General features: G+C 66.9%; 17 protein-coding genes. 7 read left to right on the top strand and 10 right to left on the bottom strand.

The genetic code is table 11. The annotated features are described in order from the left end of the window. The 6 genes from ACTJLF_RS21865 to ACTJLF_RS21840 all read left to right on the top strand — a co-directional run. Positions 1 to 525, top strand: a 525-nt coding sequence (locus tag ACTJLF_RS21865; protein ID WP_440883905.1) for a TlpA family protein disulfide reductase, incomplete at its 5' end; no start/stop codon positions are given. A gap of 100 nt (positions 526 to 625) precedes the next feature. Further along, complete coding sequence (accB, locus tag ACTJLF_RS21860) at positions 626 to 1,099, top strand: acetyl-CoA carboxylase biotin carboxyl carrier protein (RefSeq protein WP_019656789.1); 474 nt, start codon at positions 626 to 628, stop codon at positions 1,097 to 1,099. Between the two features lie 2 nt (positions 1,100 to 1,101). Continuing rightward, positions 1,102 to 2,451 carry an acetyl-CoA carboxylase biotin carboxylase subunit gene (gene accC, locus ACTJLF_RS21855; RefSeq protein ID WP_019656790.1) on the top strand — a complete coding sequence of 450 codons (1,350 nt, stop codon included), beginning with the start codon at positions 1,102 to 1,104 and terminating at the stop codon, positions 2,449 to 2,451. Positions 2,452 to 2,566: 115 nt separating this feature from the next. After that, the gene (gene prmA, locus ACTJLF_RS21850) at positions 2,567 to 3,457 is read left to right on the top strand and encodes a 50S ribosomal protein L11 methyltransferase (protein ID WP_126182545.1); all 891 of its coding nucleotides are present in this window, start codon (positions 2,567 to 2,569) and stop codon (positions 3,455 to 3,457) included. Between the two features lie 82 nt (positions 3,458 to 3,539). Then, positions 3,540 to 5,063 carry a zinc-ribbon and DUF3426 domain-containing protein gene (locus ACTJLF_RS21845; RefSeq protein WP_126182546.1) on the top strand — a complete coding sequence of 508 codons (1,524 nt, stop codon included), beginning with the start codon at positions 3,540 to 3,542 and terminating at the stop codon, positions 5,061 to 5,063. Between the two features lie 59 nt (positions 5,064 to 5,122). Then, positions 5,123 to 6,025, top strand: coding sequence for a carbohydrate kinase family protein (locus tag ACTJLF_RS21840; protein ID WP_126182547.1), 903 nt, complete (start codon positions 5,123 to 5,125; stop codon positions 6,023 to 6,025). 90 nt (positions 6,026 to 6,115) lie between these two features. Here the strand turns inward: ACTJLF_RS21840 and ACTJLF_RS21835 are convergent, their stop codons facing one another. The 8 genes from ACTJLF_RS21835 to ACTJLF_RS21800 form a co-directional block, all read right to left on the bottom strand. After that, entirely contained in the window at positions 6,116 to 6,625 is a 510-nt protein-coding gene (locus tag ACTJLF_RS21835; protein ID WP_019656794.1) for a histone H1-like DNA-binding protein, read from the bottom strand. Between the two features lie 195 nt (positions 6,626 to 6,820). Beyond that, positions 6,821 to 8,080, bottom strand: coding sequence for a ribonucleotide-diphosphate reductase subunit beta (locus ACTJLF_RS21830; RefSeq protein ID WP_126182548.1), 1,260 nt, complete (start codon positions 8,078 to 8,080; stop codon positions 6,821 to 6,823). 191 nt (positions 8,081 to 8,271) lie between these two features. Next, positions 8,272 to 11,187, bottom strand: coding sequence for a ribonucleoside-diphosphate reductase subunit alpha (locus ACTJLF_RS21825; RefSeq protein WP_126182549.1), 2,916 nt, complete (start codon positions 11,185 to 11,187; stop codon positions 8,272 to 8,274). Between the two features lie 350 nt (positions 11,188 to 11,537). Continuing rightward, positions 11,538 to 12,155, bottom strand: a complete 618-nt coding sequence (gene ampD, locus ACTJLF_RS21820) for a 1,6-anhydro-N-acetylmuramyl-L-alanine amidase AmpD (RefSeq protein ID WP_126182550.1) — start codon at positions 12,153 to 12,155, stop codon at positions 11,538 to 11,540. Continuing rightward, positions 12,142 to 13,719 (bottom strand): sigma-54-dependent transcriptional regulator, encoded by a 1,578-nt coding sequence (locus tag ACTJLF_RS21815; RefSeq protein ID WP_126182551.1) that lies wholly within the window; start codon positions 13,717 to 13,719, stop codon positions 12,142 to 12,144. Before ACTJLF_RS21815 ends, ampD begins: the two co-directional genes overlap by 14 nt. Before the next feature lie 5 nt (positions 13,720 to 13,724). After that, a complete protein-coding gene (locus ACTJLF_RS21810; RefSeq protein WP_019656799.1) occupies positions 13,725 to 15,422 on the bottom strand; it encodes a two-component system sensor histidine kinase NtrB in 1,698 nt (565 codons plus the stop codon). Then, the gene (locus ACTJLF_RS21805) at positions 15,419 to 15,676 is read right to left on the bottom strand and encodes a PP0621 family protein (RefSeq protein ID WP_019656800.1); all 258 of its coding nucleotides are present in this window, start codon (positions 15,674 to 15,676) and stop codon (positions 15,419 to 15,421) included. Before ACTJLF_RS21805 ends, ACTJLF_RS21810 begins: the two co-directional genes overlap by 4 nt. Position 15,677: 1 nt before the next feature. Beyond that, entirely contained in the window at positions 15,678 to 16,493 is an 816-nt protein-coding gene (locus tag ACTJLF_RS21800) for a cytochrome C assembly family protein (RefSeq protein ID WP_019656801.1), read from the bottom strand. A 115-nt stretch (positions 16,494 to 16,608) separates the two neighbouring features. On the opposite strand from ACTJLF_RS21800, the gene ffh reads away from it, so the two are divergent. Next, complete coding sequence (gene ffh, locus ACTJLF_RS21795) at positions 16,609 to 17,997, top strand: signal recognition particle protein (protein ID WP_019656802.1); 1,389 nt, start codon at positions 16,609 to 16,611, stop codon at positions 17,995 to 17,997. A gap of 84 nt (positions 17,998 to 18,081) precedes the next feature. Here ffh and ACTJLF_RS21790 read toward each other — a convergent pair whose 3' ends face one another. Further along, entirely contained in the window at positions 18,082 to 19,221 is a 1,140-nt protein-coding gene (locus ACTJLF_RS21790) for an AAA family ATPase (RefSeq protein WP_126182552.1), read from the bottom strand. Beyond that, entirely contained in the window at positions 19,218 to 20,117 is a 900-nt protein-coding gene (locus tag ACTJLF_RS21785; RefSeq protein ID WP_126182553.1) for an RNA ligase family protein, read from the bottom strand. Before ACTJLF_RS21785 ends, ACTJLF_RS21790 begins: the two co-directional genes overlap by 4 nt. Positions 20,118 to 20,284 lie beyond the last annotated feature (167 nt).

The raw sequence follows: 20,284 nt of genomic DNA, 5'->3' as shown, positions 1-20,284 counted from the left end.
CCTCCTGCCGGTTTCTCTTCCTCTTTTTCCCCCCCCGGGCTCGGTGGTGCCTGGTGGAAGGAGCGAAGCGCCGGCAGCGGTGCCGGCGGCAAGGAGATGCTCGATGCGGCCTTCTGGGCGCAGAGCTTCGAGCGCCCGGAGGGCGGTGACCTCGTTCTGTCGGGCCTTCGCGGCAAGCCGCTGCTGCTGAACTTCTGGGCGACGTGGTGTCCGCCCTGCGTCGAGGAAATGCCCATGATCGACGCCTTCTTCCGCCAAAATGGAGCGAATGGCTGGCAAGTGGTTGGATTGGCCATCGATCAGCCCAGCGCTGTCCGCAAGTTCCTGCAGCGCACGCCGGTCACCTATCCTACGGGCCTGGCCGGTCTGCAGGGTACCGAATTGGTCAAGAACCTCGGCAATACGGGCGGTGGGCTTCCCTTCACGCTGGTGCTGAATTCGGACGGATCGGTGGCTGCCCGTAAAATGGGCAAGCTCGAAGCGACCGACCTGGAGACTTGGCGGCGTGAACTGGTTCATGGTTAGAATCAGTTCCTTACGCTGGCGTTAGACGCCGAACGCCGAAAATCAACGATTTTCGAACAAGTTATATCCTGAAGACCGGCACAGCCGGCACTGGAGTCCCATGGATCTGCGCAAACTCAAGACACTGATCGATCTGGTGTCCGAATCGAATATTTCCGAACTGGAAATCACCGAAACCGAAGGCAAGGTTCGCATCGTCAAGGGCGGCGGCGCCGCCCCGGTGCAGTATGTGCAAACCCTGGCCGCGCCCCAGGCCGCTGCCGCAGCACCGGCCGCCGGCGCGGGCGCCGCAGCGGCTCCTGCCGCTGCAGCAGCACCGGCCGCCGAGGCCGCTCCTGCGGGCCACGCGGTGAAGTCGCCGATGGTCGGTACCTTCTACCGTTCGTCGAGCCCGGGCGCTGCGGCGTTCGTCGAGGTCGGCAGCAAGGTCAACGAGGGCGACACCCTCTGCATCATCGAGGCGATGAAGATCCTCAACGAAATCGAGGCCGACAAGTCCGGCACCATCACCCAGATCCTCGGCGAAAACGGCCAGGCGGTCGAATACGGACAGCCGCTGTTCATCATCGAGTAAGCATGTTCAAGAAGATCCTGGTTGCAAACCGGGGGGAGATTGCCCTCCGGATTCAGCGCGCCTGCAGCGAGCTCGGCATCAAGGCCGTGATGGTCTATTCCGAGGCCGACCGCGACGCCAAGTACATCAAGCTCGCCGAAGAAGCCGTCTGTATCGGACCTGCCCCCTCCGCGCAGAGCTACCTCAACATGCCGGCGATCATCTCGGCGGCCGAGGTGACGGACGCCGAGGCGATCCACCCCGGCTACGGCTTCCTGAGCGAGAACGCCAACTTCGCCGAGCGCGTGGAGCAAAGCGGCTTCCAGTTCATCGGCCCGACGCCCGACAACATCCGCACCATGGGCGACAAGGTGTCGGCCAAGCAGGCGATGATCAAGGCCGGCGTGCCCTGCGTGCCCGGCTCGGAGGGTGAGCTCTCGGACGACGCCGCCACCAACAAGCGCATCGCGCGCGCCATCGGCTACCCGGTCATCATCAAGGCGGCCGGCGGCGGCGGTGGCCGCGGCATGCGCGTGGTGCACACCGAGGCGGCGCTGGTCAACGCGATCCAGATGACGAAGGCGGAAGCCCAGGCGGCCTTCAACAATCCGGCCGTGTACATGGAGAAGTTCCTCCAGAACCCGCGCCACATCGAGATCCAGGTGCTTGCCGACAAGCACAAGAACGCCGTCTACCTCGGCGAGCGCGACTGCTCCATGCAGCGCCGCCACCAGAAGGTGATCGAGGAATCGCCCGCGCCCGGCATTCCGCGCAAGCTGATCGAGAAGATCGGCGAACGCTGCGCCGCGGCCTGCAAGAAGATCGGCTATCGCGGCGCCGGCACCTTCGAGTTCCTCTACGAGAACGGCGAGTTCTACTTCATCGAGATGAACACGCGCGTGCAGGTGGAGCACCCGGTGACCGAGTTCACCACCGGCATCGACATCGTCAAGACGCAGATCATGGTCGCCGCCGGCGAGAAGCTGCCGTTCACGCAGCGCCAGATCCAGATGCACGGCCACGCGATCGAATGCCGCATCAACGCGGAAGACGCCTGGAAATTCATTCCCTCGCCGGGCCGCATCACCATGTGGCACCCGCCGGGCGGCCCGGGCGTGCGCGTCGACTCGCATGCGTACACCAACTACTTCGTGCCGCCGAACTACGACTCGATGATCGGCAAGATCATCGTCTACGGCGACACGCGCGAGCAGGCCATGGCCCGCATGCGTACGGCGCTGAACGAGACGGTGATCGAAGGCATCCAGACCAACATCCCGCTGCACCGCGAGCTGATGGTCGACGCCAAGTTCATGAGCGGCGGCACGAACATCCACTATCTGGAAGAGTGGCTCGCCGCGCACAAACGATGAACACCCCCAGGCTCCGCGCACTTCGTGTCGCTTCGCCAACCCCCTCGCCCGGGGGCAACACCGGAGGCCCGGCAAAGCCGGTTCCTTGGTGTTCCTTGTGAAGAAGGAGCTTGTCATGTTTGAACTTCGCCTCATGGCGCCCGAAGATCGGGTCGAGACGCTGTGCGAGGCACTCGATGCATTCGATGCATTGAGCGTGTCGGTGGAAGACGCCGACGCGCAGACCGACGCCGAGCAGGCGCTGTTCGGCGAGCCGGGCATGCCGCCGCCCAAGGAGGGCTGGCAGCGTTCGCGCGTGATCGCGCTCTTTCCCGACGAAGCCCAGGCGAAGGAAACTGCGTCCGTGCTTGCGCTGCAGGACTTCTTCGAAGGCTGCGAGGTGCTCGGCATCGCGACGGTGCCCGAGCAGGACTGGGTGCGGCTCACGCAGTCGCAGTTCGCACCCGTCGAAGTCACGCCCGAGTTCTGGATCGTGCCCACCTGGCACGAGCCACCCGAGCAGGCGAAGCAGGTGATCCGGCTCGATCCGGGCCTGGCCTTCGGCACCGGTACGCATCCCACCACCCGCATGTGCCTGCGCTGGATCGCCACGCGAGGCGAGGGAGCATTGGCTGGCAAGCGCGTGCTCGACTACGGTTGCGGCTCCGGCATCCTGGCGATCGGCGCCGCGAAGTTCGGTGCCACGGACATCGATGCGGTCGACATCGACGAGGCGGCGGTCTCCTCGACCGTGCTCAACGCCGAAGCCAACGGCGTGAAGCTCAAGGCCGGCCTGCCCGATGCGGCCAGGGGCGAGTACGACATCGTGCTGGCCAACATCCTGGCCACGCCGCTCAAGCTGCTCGCGCCGCTGCTGCGCGGCCATGTGAAGGCGGGCGGATCGCTCGTGATGGCCGGCATCCTCGAACGCCAGGCCGACGAACTGAAGGAAGCCTACGCGCCGTACGCGGCGCTCGAAGTCAGCGACAGCGAGGACGGCTGGATCCTCATGACCGCCCGCTGCTGAGCCGTCGCGCTGTGCGCGGCCGGTTTTCTGCGTGGCCTTGAGCCCCCGCGCGGCGAGGGCCCAACCCTACAATCGCCCGGTCATGAGTCTCGTCACGCGCTGCCCCGCCTGCACCACCACCTTCAAGGTGGTGCGCGACCAGCTTCGCATCTCGGACGGCTGGGTGCGCTGCGGCCGCTGCAGCAACGTGTTCGACGCGACGCTCGACCTGCACGAGACACCCGACGGCGTCGGCAGCACTGCCGCCGCGCCCGGTGCTTCGTCGGCGGCGCAGGGCAGTGGTTTCATGCCGGGGCTGGTCGAACGGCCTGCTTCGCAGCCGGCGCCTTCACCCGGACCCGCCGCGCCGCCGTCTTCTGCCGAGTCGGAGTCCCTGCCGCCGGAAGAGCCCGAGCCGGCAGAACCGGAGCAACCCTTGTCGTCATCCTCCGAGGATGCGGACTTCTTCGACGACGAGCCCGAACACCAGCGCCAGCGCAAGGATTGGCTGACGGAAGATGAGCACCTGCTTCCGCCGGATGCCCTGGTCCTCGACCAGGTGCCGAAGACCGTGCCGCCGCCGGTTCAATCGCCGCCTGCTTCTCCGCTGCCCGCCTTCTCGCTGACGCTGCCGGAGCACGGCATCGCTGCCGACGAGCCATGGTCCGATCTCGACGCCACGCAGCCCGCCTGGAAGCCCCCGCCGAGTACGCTGCCGCCGTTTCCGAACATCGACCTGAATCTTGCGTCCCCGCCGCCTGCGTCGCCACCACCGGCGCCGCCACTGCCGGTCACGCCGCGCGTCTTCAAGACGCGCGCACTCATCGAGCGAGCGAGCGATGAGGGCGATGCGGGAGGTGCGGCGGATGAACGCGAGCAGCTCGAGAAGGACCACGACCAGGTGCAGATGCAGAAGGCGCTGCGCCGCGCCCGCGCCAAGTCGGCCAAGATCGCAAGCGCCAAGGCCCGCGAGGAACGCGCTGCGGCGAAGGCCCCGGCCGTGGTGGACCGCGAGGAAACCGAAACCGAAAGCCAAGCCGGCGAGCCCGATCCGGTGCTCTCGCCGATCTTCGAGCCGCCCCCTGGGCATCCCTTCGCGGAGGACGACGAGCCACTGGAGAACGCGCCGGGCTTCTGGCAGCGCAGGGGCGTTCGCGTGGTGCTGATCCTGCTGGTGGTCCTTGCTGCGCTGCTGCTCGTGCTGCAGATCGTTCGCCATGAACGCGACGGCATCGTCGCGCGCCAACCCAATCTGCGGCCCGCGGTCGCTGCGCTGTGCGAGTACACGGGCTGCGAACTCGGCGCACTGCGCCAGATCGGCGACATCGTGATCGAAGGCGCGGCCTTCGCTCGCGAGAAGAGCGGCGGCAACGACTACCGCCTGAGCTTCACCTTGCGCAACGGCGCCACCGTGCCGCTTGCGATGCCGGCCATCGAGCTCTCGCTGCTCGATACGCAGGAGCGCGCCGTGGTGCGCCGCGTGCTGCTGCCGGCCGACTTCGGGGCTCCGTCGGTGCTGCCTGCGCGCGCGGATCGCGCTGCCTCGCTGCCCCTGACCTTGTCGGCCTCCGAAGCAGCAGCGCTGCCGCCCGTCGCGGGTTATCGCGTCGAGGCTTTCTATCCCTGAGCGCGGCGCGTGCACGCGTCCCGCTCGCTTTCATCCACTCAACCACTCAACGGCTAACCATGGCAACTGTGATCTGCGGTTCCCTCGCATTCGACACCATCATGACTTTCGAGGGCCGGTTCGCCGACCAGATCCTTCCCGACCAGCTGCACATCCTGAATGTGTCGTTCCTCGTGCCCACGCTACGTCGCGACTTCGGCGGCTGCGCGGGCAACATCGCCTACAGCCTCAATGCGCTCGGCGGCACGGCGCTGCCGATGGCAACGCTCGGCAGCGACGGTGCCACCTACCTCGAGCGCATGCGCTCGCTGGGCATTAGCACGGAGTTCGTGCGGCAGCTCGACGACACCTTCACCGCGCAGGCGATGATCATGAGCGACGTCGACAACAACCAGATCACCGCCTTCCACCCCGGCGCGATGCAGCAGGCGCACATCACGAAGGTCGCCGCGCGAGAGGACATCAAGCTCGGCATCGTCGCCCCCGACGGACGCGAAGCGATGCTGCAGCACGCGGAGCAGTTCGCTGCGGCGGGCATCCCGTTCGTGTTCGATCCGGGCCAGGGCCTGCCGATGTTCGACGGCGAGGCGCTGCGCCACTTCGTCGATCTGGCGAGCTGGGTGGTGGTGAACGACTACGAAGGAAAGATGCTCTCGCAGCGCACCGGCTGGAGCCTGGCCGAGATATCGAAGCGCGTGCGTGGCCTCGTGGTCACGCTGGCGGCCGAGGGCTGCGAGATCTGGACCGACGGCGAGCGCGAGCATGTGCCGGGCGTTGTGGCCACCGAGGTGGTCGAGCCCACGGGCTGCGGCGACGCATGGCGCGGTGCGCTGCTCTTCGGCCTGGAAAAGGGCTGGCCGCTCGCGCAGTGCGCGGAACTGGGCAACAAGGTCGGCGCGATCAAGATCGCTCAGCGCGGCCCGCAGAACTACGAGATCGACCGCAAGGCGCTGGGCGTCTGATCTTCTTTTTGGAAGAGTGCTCGCAAGGGCGATAAAAAAAGCCCGGCACCGTGAGGTGCCGGGCTTTTGCCTTCAAGGCCGCTGAGAGACTCAGGGCTTGCTGGCCGTGGGGAACGGCCATGCTGCCTGAGGATTCAGCGTCGTTTGCGCCGCAGGGGCAGGCGCTACGGCGGCAGCCTTGGCAGGGGCAGCGGCCTTGGGAGCCTTCTTCGCAGCAGGCTTCTTGGCAGCAGGCTTTTTCGCGGCTTTCTTGGCAGCAGCCTTTTTGGCAGGGGCCTTCTTGGCGGCAGCCTTCTTCGCAGGCGCCTTCTTGGCAGCGGCCTTCTTCGCCGGGGCCTTCTTGGCAGCAGCCTTCTTCGCAGGCGCCTTCTTTGCTACGGCCTTCTTGGCAGGAGCCTTCTTGGCAGCGGCCTTCTTCGCCGGTGCTGCCTTCTTCGCTGCTACCTTCTTTGCCGGAGCCTTCTTGGCAGCGACCTTCTTGGCCGGTGCCTTCTTGGCGGCTACCTTCTTGGCAGGAGCCTTCTTCGCGGCGACGGCCTTCTTGGCCGGGGCCTTCTTTGCAGCGGCTTTCTTAGCCGGAGCTTTCTTTGCAGTTGCCATTTCTATTTCTCCTTGATCAAGTTGAAAAATCAACCTATTGAAGCACTCCACGCACCTCGGGTGCCGTGAAGCGATTCATGGTGTTGGAATCTCTGCTCCAGCACCATGAACACCTGAGCCCTCGTCCATGCCGCGCTCTTCGGCGCGATCGGTGGCAAGGGCAATTCTTGAATTCATTAATTCTTTTCGAAAGATTCAATCCCAGGAGAGCGCGCCACCCGACTGGTATTCGATCACGCGGGTTTCGAAGAAATTGCGCTCTTTCTTCAGGTCAATCATTTCGCTCATCCACGGGAACGGATTTTCCTCGTTCGGGAAGAGCGTTTCGAGGCCGATCTGCTGCGCGCGCCGATTGGCGATGTAGCGCAGGTAGCCCTTGAACATGGAGGCGTTCATGCCGAGCACGCCACGAGGCATGGTGTCTTCGGCGTATCTGTATTCGAGCTCGACGGCACGCAGGAACAACGCCTTGATCTCCGCCTTGAATTCCGCCGTCCAGAGGCCGGGGTTCTCAAGCTTGAGCTGGTTGATCAGGTCGATGCCGAAATTGCAGTGCATCGACTCGTCGCGCAGGATGTACTGGTACTGCTCGGCAGCGCCGGTCATCTTGTTCTGGCGACCCAGCGCGAGGATCTGCGTGAAGCCGACGTAGAAGAAGAGGCCTTCCATCAGGCAGGCGAACACGATGAGCGACTTGAGCAGCTTCTGGTCGGCCTCGGGCGTGCCGGTGTGGAAGTTGGGGTCGCTGATGGCGTCGATGAACGGGATCAGGAACTGGTCCTTCTCGCGGATCGACGGCACTTCGTTGTAGGCGTTGAAGATCTCGCTCTCGTCCAGGCCGAGCGATTCGACGATGTACTGGTACGCGTGCGTGTGGATCGCTTCCTCGAAGGCCTGGCGCAGAAGGAACTGGCGGCATTCGGGCGCCGTGATGTGGCGGTAGGTGCCCAGCACGATGTTGTTGGCGGCCAGCGAGTCGGCAGTCACGAAGAAGCCGAGGTTGCGCTTGACGATGCGGCGCTCGTCTTCGCTCAGGCCGTTCGGGTCTTTCCACAGCGCGATGTCGCGCGTCATGTTCACTTCCTGCGGCATCCAGTGGTTGGCGCAGGTGGCGAGGTACTTTTCCCACGCCCACTTGTACTTGAACGGCACCAGCTGGTTGACGTCGGTCTGGCCGTTGATGATGCGCTTGTCGGACGCCTTGACGCGCTGCGTGGATTGGGCGGCAACTACGGGCGCTGCTGCTGCAGAAGCGGTGGTGGCAACCGGGCGCACCTGCGCGCCGTCATCGAGCGTGCTGAAGGTGCGCAGGGCGGGTTGCGCGATGGAAGACGAAGCCGGAGCGTCCACCGAACGGCCTGCGGGAGATCCGCCGGTCGATGCGTTGTGGTGCTGCAAACCTTGTTGCATATCCTTTGGTAAGGAGGGCTTGACTTCTTCGTCCCAGGTCAACATAGAAAAATCCAATGCTCAAATTATCGGAGCAACGATGTGAGTTGCAAAGTGCTCGTTCACATCGCACGCCATTTATGTGGTTGTTATGTTGCTCGCATGCATCGCGCGATGTCAGTCAATGCCTTCATTGAATGAACGTCGCGCGATCTTGCATGCGCCTCACTGACTTGTCGTCGCGAGCATCGACGTGCTTATTGGCACGCTTCGCAGGTCGGATCGTCCACGCCGCAGAACGCGATGTCGGTGGCGGGAATCGCGCTCATCTGCGCCTTTGCGGCTGCTGCAGCGGCTTCGAGCGCGCTCATGCCGGAAGACGATTCGTTGCCCGACGACACGGCGTTGAGACGGCCCGACTGCACCGTCGACTTCTCGGCGTGCGTCGCGCTCTGCGTGCGCAGGTAGTAGGTCGTCTTCAGGCCGCGCAGCCATGCGAGCTTGTAGGTGTCGTCGAGCTTCTTGCCCGATGCGCCGGCCATGTAGATGTTCAGCGACTGCGCCTGGTCGATCCACTTCTGGCGGCGCGCGGCGGCTTCCACCAGCCACGTGGTCTCGATCTCGAACGCGGTGGCGTAGAGCGCCTTCACGTCCTGCGGCACGCGGTCGATGGGGCGCAGCGAGCCGTCGAAGTGCTTCAGGTCCATGACCATCACGTCGTCCCACAGGCCCAGGCGCTTGAGGTCGCGAACCAGGTAGTGGTTGATCACGGTGAACTCGCCGGACAGGTTCGACTTGACCGAGAGGTTGCCGAAGCAGGGCTCGATCGAGGCGTCCACGCCGATGATGTTCGAGATGGTCGCGGTCGGGGCGATGGCCACGCAGTTCGAGTTGCGCATGCCGTCGGCCTTGATCTTCGAGCGCAGCGCGTCCCAGTCGAGGGTGGCCGAGCGGTCGACCTCGACGTAGCCGCCGCGTGCCTTCTCGAGCAGGTCCAGCGAGTCGATCGGCAGGATGCCCTTGTCCCACAGCGAGCCCTTGTAGCTCGAGTACTTGCCGCGCTCCTTGGCGAGCTCGGTCGAGGCCCAGTAGGCGTGGTAGCAGATGGCTTCCATCGACTCGTCGGCGAACTGCACGGCTTCCTGCGAGGCGTAGGGAATGCGCAGTTCGTACAGCGCGTCCTGGAAGCCCATCAGGCCCAGGCCGACCGGACGGTGGCGCAGGTTCGAGTCGCGCGCCTTCTTCACGGCGTAGTAGTTGATGTCGATCACGTTGTCGAGCATGCGCATCGCGGTCGACACGGTCTTCTTCAGCTTCTCCTGGTCGACCTTGCCGTCCTTCAGGTGCTGCAGCAGGTTCACGGAACCCAGGTTGCACACGGCGGTTTCGGTGTCGCTGGTGTTTAGCGTGATCTCGGTGCACAGGTTCGACGAGTGAACCACGCCGGCGTGCTGCTGCGGCGAACGCACGTTGCATGCGTCCTTGAACGTGATCCAGGGGTGGCCGGTCTCGAACAGCATCGTGAGCATCTTGCGCCACAGGTCGGTCGCCTGGACGGTGCGGCTCGGCTTGATCTCGCCGCGGGCGGCCTTCTCTTCGTAGGCGACGTAGGCCTTCTCGAAGTCGGCGCCGAACAGGTCGTGCAGGTCGGGCACGTTGGAGGGCGAGAACAGCGTCCAGGTGCCCTTTTCCATCACGCGGCGCATGAACAGGTCGGGGATCCAGTTGGCCGTGTTCATGTCGTGCGTGCGGCGGCGGTCGTCGCCGGTGTTCTTGCGCAGCTCCAGGAACTCCTCGATGTCGAGGTGCCAGGTTTCGAGGTACGTGCAGACGGCGCCCTTGCGCTTGCCGCCCTGGTTCACGGCCACGGCCGTGTCGTTCACCACCTTCAGGAAGGGCACCACGCCCTGCGATTCGCCGTTCGTGCCCTTGATGTGGCTGCCGAGCGCGCGCACGCGGGTCCAGTCGTTGCCCAGGCCGCCGGCGAACTTCGACAGCAGCGCGTTCTCCTTGATCGACTCGTAGATGCCGTCCAGGTCGTCGGGCACGGTGGTCAGGTAGCAGCTCGACAGCTGCGAGCGCAGCGTGCCGGCGTTGAACAGGGTGGGCGTGCTCGACATGAAGTCGAACGACGACAGCACCTCGTAGAACTCGATGGCGCGCGCTTCGCGGTCGATTTCATTGAGCGACAGGCCCATGGCCACGCGCATGAAGAAAGCCTGCGGCAGCTCGATGCGGGTCTTGCGCACGTGCAGGAAGTAGCGGTCGTACAGGGTCTGCAGGCCGAGGTAGTCGAACTGGTTGTCGCGCTCGGGCTTCAGGGCCGCGCCCAGGCGGGGCAGGTCGTACTGCAGCAGCTTCTCGTCGAGCAGGTCGTTGTCCACGCCCTTCTTGATGAACTGCGGGAAGTAGTCGGCGTAGGCGGTTGCGCGTTCGGCGGGCAGCACTTCGCGGCCGATGATCTCCTTGAAGATCGTGTGCAGCAGCAGGCGCGCGGTGGCGAAGGTGTAGTCGGGGTCCTTCTCGATCAGCGTGCGAGCCGCCAGGATCGATGCCTTGTAGACCTCGTCGAGCGGCACGCCGTCGTACAGGTTGCGCATCGTCTCGGCGACGATCGGCGCGGCCGTGATGCTCTCGCCCAGGCCTTCGCAGGCCGATTCGATCAGGCTCTTGAGCTCGTTCACGTCGAGCGCGACCAGCTCGCCCTTGTCCAGCACGTGCAGCGCGGGCGTGGCCGGCGCGGTCTGCTCGCCCTGCTTGGAGCGTTCCTGCGTGCGGCGCTCGCGGTACAGCACGTAGGCGCGGGCGATCTCATGGTGGCCGCCGCGCATCAGGCCGAGCTCGACCTGGTCCTGCACGTCCTCGATGTGGAAGGTGCCGCCGCCCGGACGCGAACGCACCAGCGCGCGGATCACGCCCTGCGTGAGCGTGTCGACCGTCTCGCGCACGCTGGCCGAAGCCGCGCCCTGCGTGCCGTGAACGGCCAGGAAGGCCTTCATCATCGCGATGGCGATCTTGTTCGGCTCGAAGGGCACCACCGCGCCGTTGCGGCGGATGATCTGGTAGTGGGCCAGGTTCTGGCCGGTGGGGGAGCCGGCAGTGTCTCGCTGCGGCTGCGACGGCGTGGAGGGGATTGCACGCGGGGTCGATTGGGGATTCAGGGCTGTTTGCATTCGCTTCCTCTCGGTTGGCAATTCTTGTTGGATGGCGACGCCTGGCCCGGCGCCGCACCGGTGTACGGGACCGGACGGAAGACACTATATCTAGGGTGCAGGGGGCATACAACCCACTAGATGTAGCGTTTTCGAAAGGATACAAGGATTTCCGGTACTACTTCCGACATAGGACACCTGCGAAGATGCCCCATGAATACTGGCCTATGGTCCCGCAACCCGCATGCGCTGTGGCTTGCAGGCCGATTTGGGCTTGCAGGGCGCATGGTTGCTGCATTGCGCCCTTCGGATTTTCTCTTCGCTGCAGCGCGGTGGCGGTGCATCGCGAGGCGCCGCGCGATTGAAAAAAATTAGCGCCCGACGACCTGCTCAGGAAACATCTGTGGCTTCCAGCCGAGTTGTTCGCGCAGAAGGCGCCAGTCGAAACCGGCGCCCGGGTCCTGCTTGCGGCCCGGCGCGATGTGCTCGTGGCCGGCGATGTACGCCACCGGAAAATGCTGCGCGATGGCGGCGCACAGGCTCGCGAGCGTCTCGTATTGCGGCTCTTCGAAATGCTGGCCTTCGAGGCCCTCGAGTTCGATGCCGATGGAGTCGTCATTGCAGTTGCCGCGGCCGCGCCACGTCGACACGCCCGCATGCCAGGCGCGGTCGTCGCAGCTCACGAACTGCCAGAGCTCGCCGTTGCGCCGCACGTAGAAGTGCGAGGAAACCTCCAGCCCGCGGATCGACTGGAAGTAGGGGTGTGCGTCCCAGTCGAGCCGGTTGGTGAAGAGCCGCTGCACCGCGTCGCCGCCGTACTCGCCGGGCGGCAGGCTGATCGAGTGCAGCACGATGAGATCGATCTGCGCGCCCTGCGGCCTGGGCCCGAAATTGGGCGAGGGCAGCGCCTTCGCGAAGCGGTACCAGCCGGCCTGCCAGAGTGCGTCGCCGGACTCGGCGGCGAGCGCTTCTTCTTCAGTCGTCGGCATGGCTGCTGCTCGCGCCGTCATCGCCGTTGGGCGTGGTGATGCCCAGCCGCGCGATGCGATAGCGGATCTGGCGCAGGCTCATGCCGAGCCGGGCGGCGGCGGCGGTGCGGTTGAAGCCGCTCTCGTGCAGCGCGCGCACGAGGATCTCGCGCTCCTGCTGGTCGAGGTAGGCCTGAAGGTCGGAGGGCAGCGGCGGAGGCGCGGGCCGGGTAGAGGCCGCCACCGGCGCGGCCGGCGCCGGGGCCGGAGCGGCCGCCGCGTCGCCGCCCAGGAGCGAAAGCGGCGCGGGCGCAGAAGATGCCGCCGCTTCGGCCGCGGCCGTGAAGCCGCCCATCAGGTCGAGGTGCAGTTCGTCGCCGTCGTTCAGCGCGACCGCGCGGTGCAGCAGGTTCTCGAGTTCGCGCACGTTGCCATTCAGCGGATGCTGTGCGAGGCGGCGCAGCAACTCGTCCGACAGGTGAGGCACCGGCAGCCCGCCGTCCTGTGCGATGCGCGACAGCAGCGCGTTGCACAGCGCGGGCAGGTCCTCGCGGCGGTCGCGCAGCGCAGGCACCGCGATCTCGATCACGTTGAGGCGGTAGAAAAGGTCTTGCCGGAAGCGGCCGGCCTGCACTTCGGCGTGCAGGTCTTTATGAGTGGCGCTCACGATGCGCACGTCGACGGCATCTTCCTGCGTCGAGCCGATCGAGCGCACGCTGCGCTCCTGGATCGCGCGCAGCAGCTTCGACTGCATGGCCAGCGGCAGGTCGCCGATCTCGTCGAGGAACAGCGTGCCGCCGCGCGCGGCCTGGAAGTAGCCGTCGCGGTCCTGCGACGAGCCGGTGTACGAGCCCTTCTTCGCACCGAAGAACTCGGCCTCGAGCAGGTTCTCGGGAATCGCGCCGCAGTTCACCGCGACGAAGGGGCCTTCGCTGCGCTGGCTGCAGGCATGCACCGCGCGCGCAACCAGTTCCTTGCCGGTGCCCGACTCGCCGCGCACCAGCACCGGCGCCATGCCGCGCGCAACCTTGGCGATGCGCGACTTGACCAGCCGCATCGGCTCCGACTCGCCCACGAGGCGGTCGAGCGCGGCGATGCCGGTGCCGGAGGTGACCGGTGCCGCCTCGCCAGCCGCATTGCCGGCACTGGAGGGCGCCGCCTGCGCGGGCTTGGCCACCGGCTGCGGTGCCGTCCGCGCCTGCACGGCGGAGGCCACGACCGCGCGGAACTGCTTGAGGTCGACCGGCTTCGTGAGGTAGTCGAAGGCGCCGGCCTTCAGCGCCTCGACCGCGTTCTCGGCCGAGCCGTAGGCGGTCATCACCACGCAGCGCTCGCTGCGCTGGTCCTTCTGGATGCGGTGGATGATCTCCATGCCTTGCCCATCGGGCAGCCGCATGTCGGTGATCACCGCGTCGAAGCGCCCGGCCTCCAGGTGCTGCCAGGCTTCCGAGACGCTGCCTGCCGCCTCCACGCGATAGCCCTCGCGCAGCAGCGTCAGTTCGTACAGCGTGCGCAGGTCCGGCTCGTCGTCGATGACCAGGATCTGCGCCGGCCGCTGGGTGGAAGAAGAGGGGGAGTTGCTCACGGGCGCTATTGTGTCAGCCGGTTTTCGCTGGGGGCAAAACTGACGAAGAATTCGTTGCCCTCGGGCCCGCCCGGCACCAGCGCGCGGCGCTCGTAGCCGATGGTGGCGCCGTGCCGCCGGCACAGTTCGCGGCACAGGAAGAGACCCAGCCCGCTGGAGCGGCTTTCCGAAGAGAAGAAAGGCTCGAACAGGTGCCGCTGCACCGCGGGCTCGAGCGGCGCGCCGTCGCTCCATACCATCAGGCTCGGCCTGGCGACGCCGCCTCGCTGCATCGCGGTCAGCACCTGGATCGCGCCTTCACGCGTGCTGGCGTAGCGCGATGCGTTGTCCAGCAGGTTCACGATCAGGCGGCGCAGGTGCTCGGCGTCGAAGCGCACCTCGCTCGCGGGCGCATCGAGCGACACCAGCACGCCCTTGCGCTGCGTCTGGCGCACCCATTCCTCGGCCAGCACCTGCACGGCCGGGTCGAGCACCAGCTGCTCGCCCAGCGAGAGCACGCGCTGCTGGCGCGCGCGGGAGACGTCGAGCACGTCGTCCACGATGCGCGCGAGGCGCTGCGCGTTGTGCTGCACCATGCTCGTGAGCTTGCGGTGTGCGGGGTCGGTCAGGTCTTCGTTGAGCAGCGCGCTGGCCTGCGTGATGGCGGCCAGCGGATTGCGGATCTCGTGCGCCACGGCCGCCGACATGCGGCCCATCGCCGCCAGCTTCTCGGTGCGGATGCGGGCCTCGAGTTCGCGCAGGTCCTGCAGGAACATCACGCACAGGCTGTCGGCGCGCTTCTCGCTGGCGGGCGTGAGCCGCGTGCGCACGCGCACCTCGCGCGCCGCGCCTCGCGCCTGCGCCACCGGAATCTCCTCGGCCTGCGGCGCCCGCCGCGCGAAGGTCTGGCGTGCCAGCGCGGCCAGCGCGTGCCAGGCGGGCTGGGCATGCAGCGGGAAGGGCAGCGTCAGCTTGGCCAGGCCCTGGCCGAGGATCGCGTCGGCCGCGGGATTCGCCGCGTGCACCAGGCCCTCGGCGTCGATCACCAGCACGCCTTCGCTCAGCGTCTCGATCACGAGGTCGTTGACCTGCGCCTGCATCCGCGCGCTGCTGCGGTTGCGCTGCGCCACCGCTTCCTCGCGCGCCAGCCGGCGGGCCATCTCGTGGGCAAGCAGCGCCACCACGAAGAAGCCCGTGCCGGTGAGCGCCGCCTGCACGAATCGCGACGACGAATCGCCCGGCTGCTGCAGCCAGTGCCAGCCCGCGTCGCCCAGCAGAAGCAGGGTGACGGAGGCGGTGGTGCCCAGGCTCACGATCATGGTGCCCAGCACCGCGCTCATCAGCACCGGCAGCGCGAACAGCGGCGTGTAGTTGACGTTGCCGCCCTGCAGCACCTGCAAGGCGGTGAAGGCCGCCAGGTCGATGCCGATGGTCAGCAGCCAAAGCGGCGTGAAGCCGCGGATCGGCGGCTGGAAGGCGGTGTAGCGCATGCCCAGCCAGGCCGCGACGAGGTAGATCGCCGAGATCGCGATGGCCGCTGCCTGCATGTTCTGCCCGATCGCGAAGGACACGGCCTGCAGCAGCACCAGCACCAGGGCGACGAAGCAGCGCGCTCCCATGAAGCCGCGCCAGAGGCGGCCCAGTGCCGAACTCTCGGCCGGGCCCTGGTCGAGCACGTCCCAGTCGGTGACCGGCTCGCCGCGCGACCAGAGGGGCGTGCTCATTGCCGGGTGGCGGCCTCGCGGTGCGCGGTGCTGCAGTAGACCGCGCCGCCGGGACCGGCGATGGCTTCGGTGGCCGGCAGGTGCAGGCCGCAATGGGCACAGCGCACCATCGCCTGCGGCGGTCCGGACGGCGCGGGCGTGCGTTGCGCCTTGGCTGCTCGCTCGCGCATGGCGTCCTGCATTTCTTCGCGCCGGTTCTTGCGCCAGAGCCAGATCGCGACCCAGAGCACCGCGAGGACGAGGAGGTATTTCATTTCAGACGGGAGGGCGCGCGAGAACCACTTCGAGCACGAAGCGCGAACCGACGTAGGCCAGCAGCAGCAGCGCCGAGCCGGCATAGAGCACGCGCCGCGCGGTGCGCCCGCGCCAGCCGAAGCGGGCCCGGCCGATCAGCAGGATCGCGAAGCTGATCCAGGCGAGCACCGAGAAGATGGTCTTGTGGTCCCACTTCCAGGCGCGGCCAGCCAGCCCGTACAGCTGCTCGCTGAAGAGCAGGCCGGCCAGCAGCGTGGCCGAGAGCAGCACGAAGCCCGCGGTGACGAAGCGGAAGGTGAGCCGCTCGAGCGTGAGCAGCGGCACGCCGCCCTGCGGCTCCACGGCCGCGGCCAGGCGGATCTGCTTTTCGGCGCGGGTGATCAGCCAGGCATGTACCACGGCGGCGCCGAAGAGGCCGTAGGAGGCGATGCCCAGCGCCAGGTGCAGCGGCAGCCACGGCGATGCCGTCACGTGCAGCGGCGTGCCGGGAAACAGGATGGCCAGCAGCACGGCGGCCGCGCCCAGCCAGGCGAGTGCGCGCCGCACCTTCAGCTGGGGATACATGCGGCTTTCGACGGCGTAGACGGTCAGCACCAGCCACGCCGTGACCGACAGCGCCGGCGCGAAACCGAAGCGCGGCTCGCTGCCGACGAGACCATGGGCCAGAGCGGCGGCATGCAGCAGCCATGCGATCCCGAGCGTCCATTGGGTCGACTGGCGGCTGAATCTGGCGCCGGCGGCGGCGACAAAACCGTAGGCAACCGCGGTGGCGATGCCCAGAGCCACGCCGAGCGGGGAGGGGATCGCTAAAATCATCGGCCGGAGTTTAGCGTCTCGCTATTGCGTTCCCGGCGCCCGGCTTCAAGTTCTTTCCCGTCTCCCAGGCTTCTCACCCGGCCCGCGCCATAGCGGGCAGCAAGGCATCCCCCTCATGGCCACCGCCCTCACAGAAAAGTTCTCCCGCCTCGTCAAGACGATGAGCGGCCAGGCCCGCATCACCGAAAGCAACGTGCAGGACATGCTGCGCGAGGTGCGCATGGCGCTGCTGGAAGCCGACGTGGCCCTGCCCGTGGTGCGCGATTTCGTCGCCCGCGTGAAGGAAAAGGCCCTTGGCCAGGAAGTGCTGGGCTCGCTCAAGCCGGGTCAGGCGCTGGTGGGCATCGTCAACCGCGAACTCGCTGCCACCATGGGCGAGGGCGTGTCCGACATCAACCTCGCGGCCCAGCCGCCGGCCGTGATCCTCATGGCCGGCCTGCAGGGCGCCGGCAAGACCACCACCACCGCCAAGCTCGCCAAGCACCTGATCGAGAAGCGAAAGAAGAAGGTGCTCACCGTGTCGGGCGACGTCTACCGTCCCGCCGCCATCGAGCAGCTCAAGACCGTCACCAGGCAGGCGGGCGCCGAATGGTTCCCCAGCACGCCCGACCAGAAGCCGCTGGACATCGCGCGCGCCGCGCTCGACCACGCGCGACGCCACTATTTCGACGTGCTGCTGGTCGACACGGCCGGCCGCCTCGCCATCGACGAAGTTCTGATGGCCGAGATCAAGCAGCTGCATGCTGCGCTCGACCCGGTCGAAACGCTCTTCGTGGTCGATGCCATGCAGGGCCAGGACGCGATCAACACCGCCAAGGCCTTCAAGGAAGCGCTGCCCCTCACCGGCATCATCCTGACCAAGACCGACGGCGATTCGCGCGGCGGCGCTGCGCTGTCGGTGCGCCAGGTGACGGGTGTGCCGATCAAGTTCGCGGGCGTGAGCGAGAAGATCGACGGCCTCGAGGTGTTCGACGCCGAGCGCCATGCGGGCCGCATCCTGGGCATGGGCGACATCGTCGCGCTGGTCGAGCAGGTCACGGCCGGCGTCGACGTGGCGGCGGCGCAGAAGCTCGCGGCCAAGGTCAAGAGCGGCGCGGGCTTCGACCTCAACGACTTCCTCGGCCAGCTGCAGCAGATGAAGCAGATGGGCGGCCTCTCCAGCCTGATGGACAAGCTGCCCACGCAGATGGCCGCCAAGGCCAGCGAGGCCGACCTGAGCCGCGCCGAGCGCGACATCCGCCGCAAGGAAGGCATCATCAACAGCATGACGCCGCTGGAGCGCCGCAAGCCCGAACTGCTGAAGGCCACGCGCAAGCGCCGCATCGCCGCGGGCGCCGGTGTCCAGGTCCAGGAAGTGAACCGCCTGCTCAACGAGTTCGAGCAGATGCAGGGCATGATGAAGAAGATGAAGGGCGGCGGCCTCATGAAGATGATGAAGCGCATGGGCGGCATGAAGGGCCTCGGCGGAATGGGCGGCCCCGGTGGGCCGAAGCTGCCGTTCTGAGCGCACGCCGCACGCGCACATATATATGAGAAGGCCCGCCGGGGTGAACCGGCGGGCCTTCTGCTTTTCAGGTCCGCGCTTCCTTCAGGTCTGCACTTCGTAGACCGTCTCGTGCGCCTCCACCGGCGTTGGCAGTTCCCAGCGATGCAGCATGCGCTCGATGCCCGCGTTCGACAGCGTGGTGTCGCGCTCGCGGTTGCGGCGCATCAGCTCCGGGTGGGGCACTTCCAGGTACACCAATTCGATGTGCGCGTGGTAGGCCCACAGCAGGTCCAGCGTCTTGGTGCGCATCTGCTGGCTCAGGTGCGTGGCGTTCCAGACGAAGCGCTCCTGCCTGCGCAGCAGCGCCTTGGCCTGGTCGACCGCGTGGTGCGCGGCGAGGCCGTCGTTCTCGCCGTGCTTGAGGCCGAGTTCGGCGCGCGCATCGTCGAAGGACACCACCGGCCAGCCCTTTCGATGCTGCGCCACCCAGTGGTTCTTGCCGCTGGCGGGCAGCCCGCACATCACCGTCACCTGCGATCCGGCGTTCTGGAACAGCGGGTAGTCGGGGCTGGTGTCGGCGCCGCGGAAGTAGGCCAGGCGCGTGTGGGCGTCTGCCATCTTCCGCGGGCCCTCCCAGCAGCCTTCCTCCTGCGCCAGCTGCTCGAAGAGCGCGATGTCGGCCATGCTGTCCGCACGCTTCTCGTAGTGGCGCCCGAGCATGTCGCAGCGCGCCACGCAGCACAGGTCGGGCAGGCTCAGCTCCCACGAGAGCCTGTGCGCGAGCCACTCGGGCCGCACGCCCTTGCGCGAGGCGAAGGCATGGAACGGCACCTGGTGCACCGCGATGATCCGACACACCGCCTCGCGCAGCGCGAAAGGCACGCGGGCCTTCCACATCAGCACGCGCACGTCTACCGCGCCCCGGCGCGAGTGGCCCGGCTGGCCGACGCGGCCGCTGGCCTCGTCGATCACCGTGGTGTCGGGCTTGGCGATGTCGTGCAGCAGGCAGCCCATGAACAGCACGAAGCGGCGGTCGGCGTCGGCACGGCGGTAGTGCTCGTCCTGCATCAGCGCGTCGAGCACCATGCGGGTGTGGATGCCGACGTTGCCTTCGGCGTGGTAGTACGGGTCCTGAGGCGTCTCCTCGAGGCGCAGCAGGGCCGGCAGCAGTTCGCAGCATTGCGTCCAGTCGGTGCCCTTGCCGGGCTCGGGCACCAGGGCGCGGAGATCGTCGAAGTTCATCGCTTCCTCCCTGCGGCGGTCAGCTCGGCCGGGTCGCGCAATGTGCGCAGGCCCAGGTCCTGCCAGGTCAGCTGCGGCGTCGGCGCATAGAGATCCACGCCCGGCGCCAGCTGGTTGGGCAGCACCGGCCGGCGACTGTGGTGCGAGCCCGAGTCGAGGATGGTCTGGACGAAATCCGGGCGCACCCACTTGTAGCGGCCTGTCACCTGACCATCGGACTCGGTCTTGAGGTACAGGCCCTCGGCGAGGTCGGACAGGTCGGTCTGCTGCCGCACGAGTTCGAGCGGCTGGCCTTCCTGCGCCACAGCGGCTTCGAAGGCCGGCTTCCAGTCTGCGCTGCGCGCCAGCGAGGGCCGCACCAGCGTCTGCAATGCCTTCGCGCTGCGCGGCATCTCGCCTTCGTAGAGCACGGGCACCGGCAGCACCGGGCCGCCTTGGAGCAGCGCATGCCGTGCCGGCGTCGAGAGGAAGCACTGCGACTGCCGGTCGTAGATGTCGAACTCCAGGAAGAAGGCGGGCAGCCGGTCGTACCAGCAGCTGTGCTTGGCGAAGCACCACTCGCCGTACATCACGTAGCGGTCTTCGAGCCGTTCCAGCAGCGCCGCTTCATGGGCGGCAGCCCAGTGCTTGAACAGGTTGAACTGGCGCTCGCCGGCGCCGCCCGCGAGGTAGTGGCCGCGAGACTGGAGCAGCAACTCGCCTGCTGGCGTGAACGACACGGCCGCATTGGCGCCATCGAGCTTTTCCTCGATGACGACATGCATGCCCTGCAGTTCGGACAACGGCGTCTGGCCGTCGTCGCTGTCACCGGCCTGCAGCCGGGAGCCTTCCAGGTGCGCAGTACGCGGGTACTTGAGCAGCGGGATCGATGAAAGAGAAGAAGAGAGGGGAAACACGTTTGTTCTCCGGATGGAACCAGGAAGAACCGACAACGTGCGGGAGCGAAGCTGGAGAGCTGGGGAACGGATTGCGGTCAGCGGAAAGCGCAGCTTGGCGCCCGACATGACCGGCAATGAAGCGGCGTTGTCGGCGTCAGAGGGTGATGACGGCGAGACGGGGCACT

The sequence above is a fragment of the Variovorax sp. 22077 genome, from assembly GCF_052044195.1.
GTDB lineage: Bacteria > Pseudomonadota > Gammaproteobacteria > Burkholderiales > Burkholderiaceae_C > Variovorax > Variovorax atrisoli.
Note: the sequence above shows the minus strand (reverse complement) of the source record. Positions and strands in the feature narration are given on the sequence as shown.

Bases quoted from the DNA above. Each gene is read 5' to 3' on its own strand.
- ACTJLF_RS21835 (WP_019656794.1), bottom strand. From the start codon at position 6,625: ATGGCAACTGCAAAGAAAGCTCCGGCTAAGAAAGCCGCTGCAAAGAAG.
- prmA (WP_126182545.1), top strand. From the start codon at position 2,567: ATGTTTGAACTTCGCCTCATGGCGCCCGAAGATCGGGTCGAGACGCTG.
- ACTJLF_RS21825 (WP_126182549.1), bottom strand. From the start codon at position 11,187: ATGCAAACAGCCCTGAATCCCCAATCGACCCCGCGTGCAATCCCCTCC.
- ampD (WP_126182550.1), bottom strand. From the start codon at position 12,155: ATGCCGACGACTGAAGAAGAAGCGCTCGCCGCCGAGTCCGGCGACGCA.
- ACTJLF_RS21810 (WP_019656799.1), bottom strand. From the start codon at position 15,422: ATGAGCACGCCCCTCTGGTCGCGCGGCGAGCCGGTCACCGACTGGGAC.
- ACTJLF_RS21800 (WP_019656801.1), bottom strand. From the start codon at position 16,493: ATGATTTTAGCGATCCCCTCCCCGCTCGGCGTGGCTCTGGGCATCGCC.
- ACTJLF_RS21805 (WP_019656800.1), bottom strand. From the start codon at position 15,676: ATGAAATACCTCCTCGTCCTCGCGGTGCTCTGGGTCGCGATCTGGCTC.
- ACTJLF_RS21840 (WP_126182547.1), top strand. From the start codon at position 5,123: ATGGCAACTGTGATCTGCGGTTCCCTCGCATTCGACACCATCATGACT.
- accC (WP_019656790.1), top strand. From the start codon at position 1,102: ATGTTCAAGAAGATCCTGGTTGCAAACCGGGGGGAGATTGCCCTCCGG.
- ACTJLF_RS21845 (WP_126182546.1), top strand. From the start codon at position 3,540: ATGAGTCTCGTCACGCGCTGCCCCGCCTGCACCACCACCTTCAAGGTG.
- ffh (WP_019656802.1), top strand. From the start codon at position 16,609: ATGGCCACCGCCCTCACAGAAAAGTTCTCCCGCCTCGTCAAGACGATG.
- ACTJLF_RS21790 (WP_126182552.1), bottom strand. From the start codon at position 19,221: ATGAACTTCGACGATCTCCGCGCCCTGGTGCCCGAGCCCGGCAAGGGC.
- ACTJLF_RS21830 (WP_126182548.1), bottom strand. From the start codon at position 8,080: ATGTTGACCTGGGACGAAGAAGTCAAGCCCTCCTTACCAAAGGATATG.
- accB (WP_019656789.1), top strand. From the start codon at position 626: ATGGATCTGCGCAAACTCAAGACACTGATCGATCTGGTGTCCGAATCG.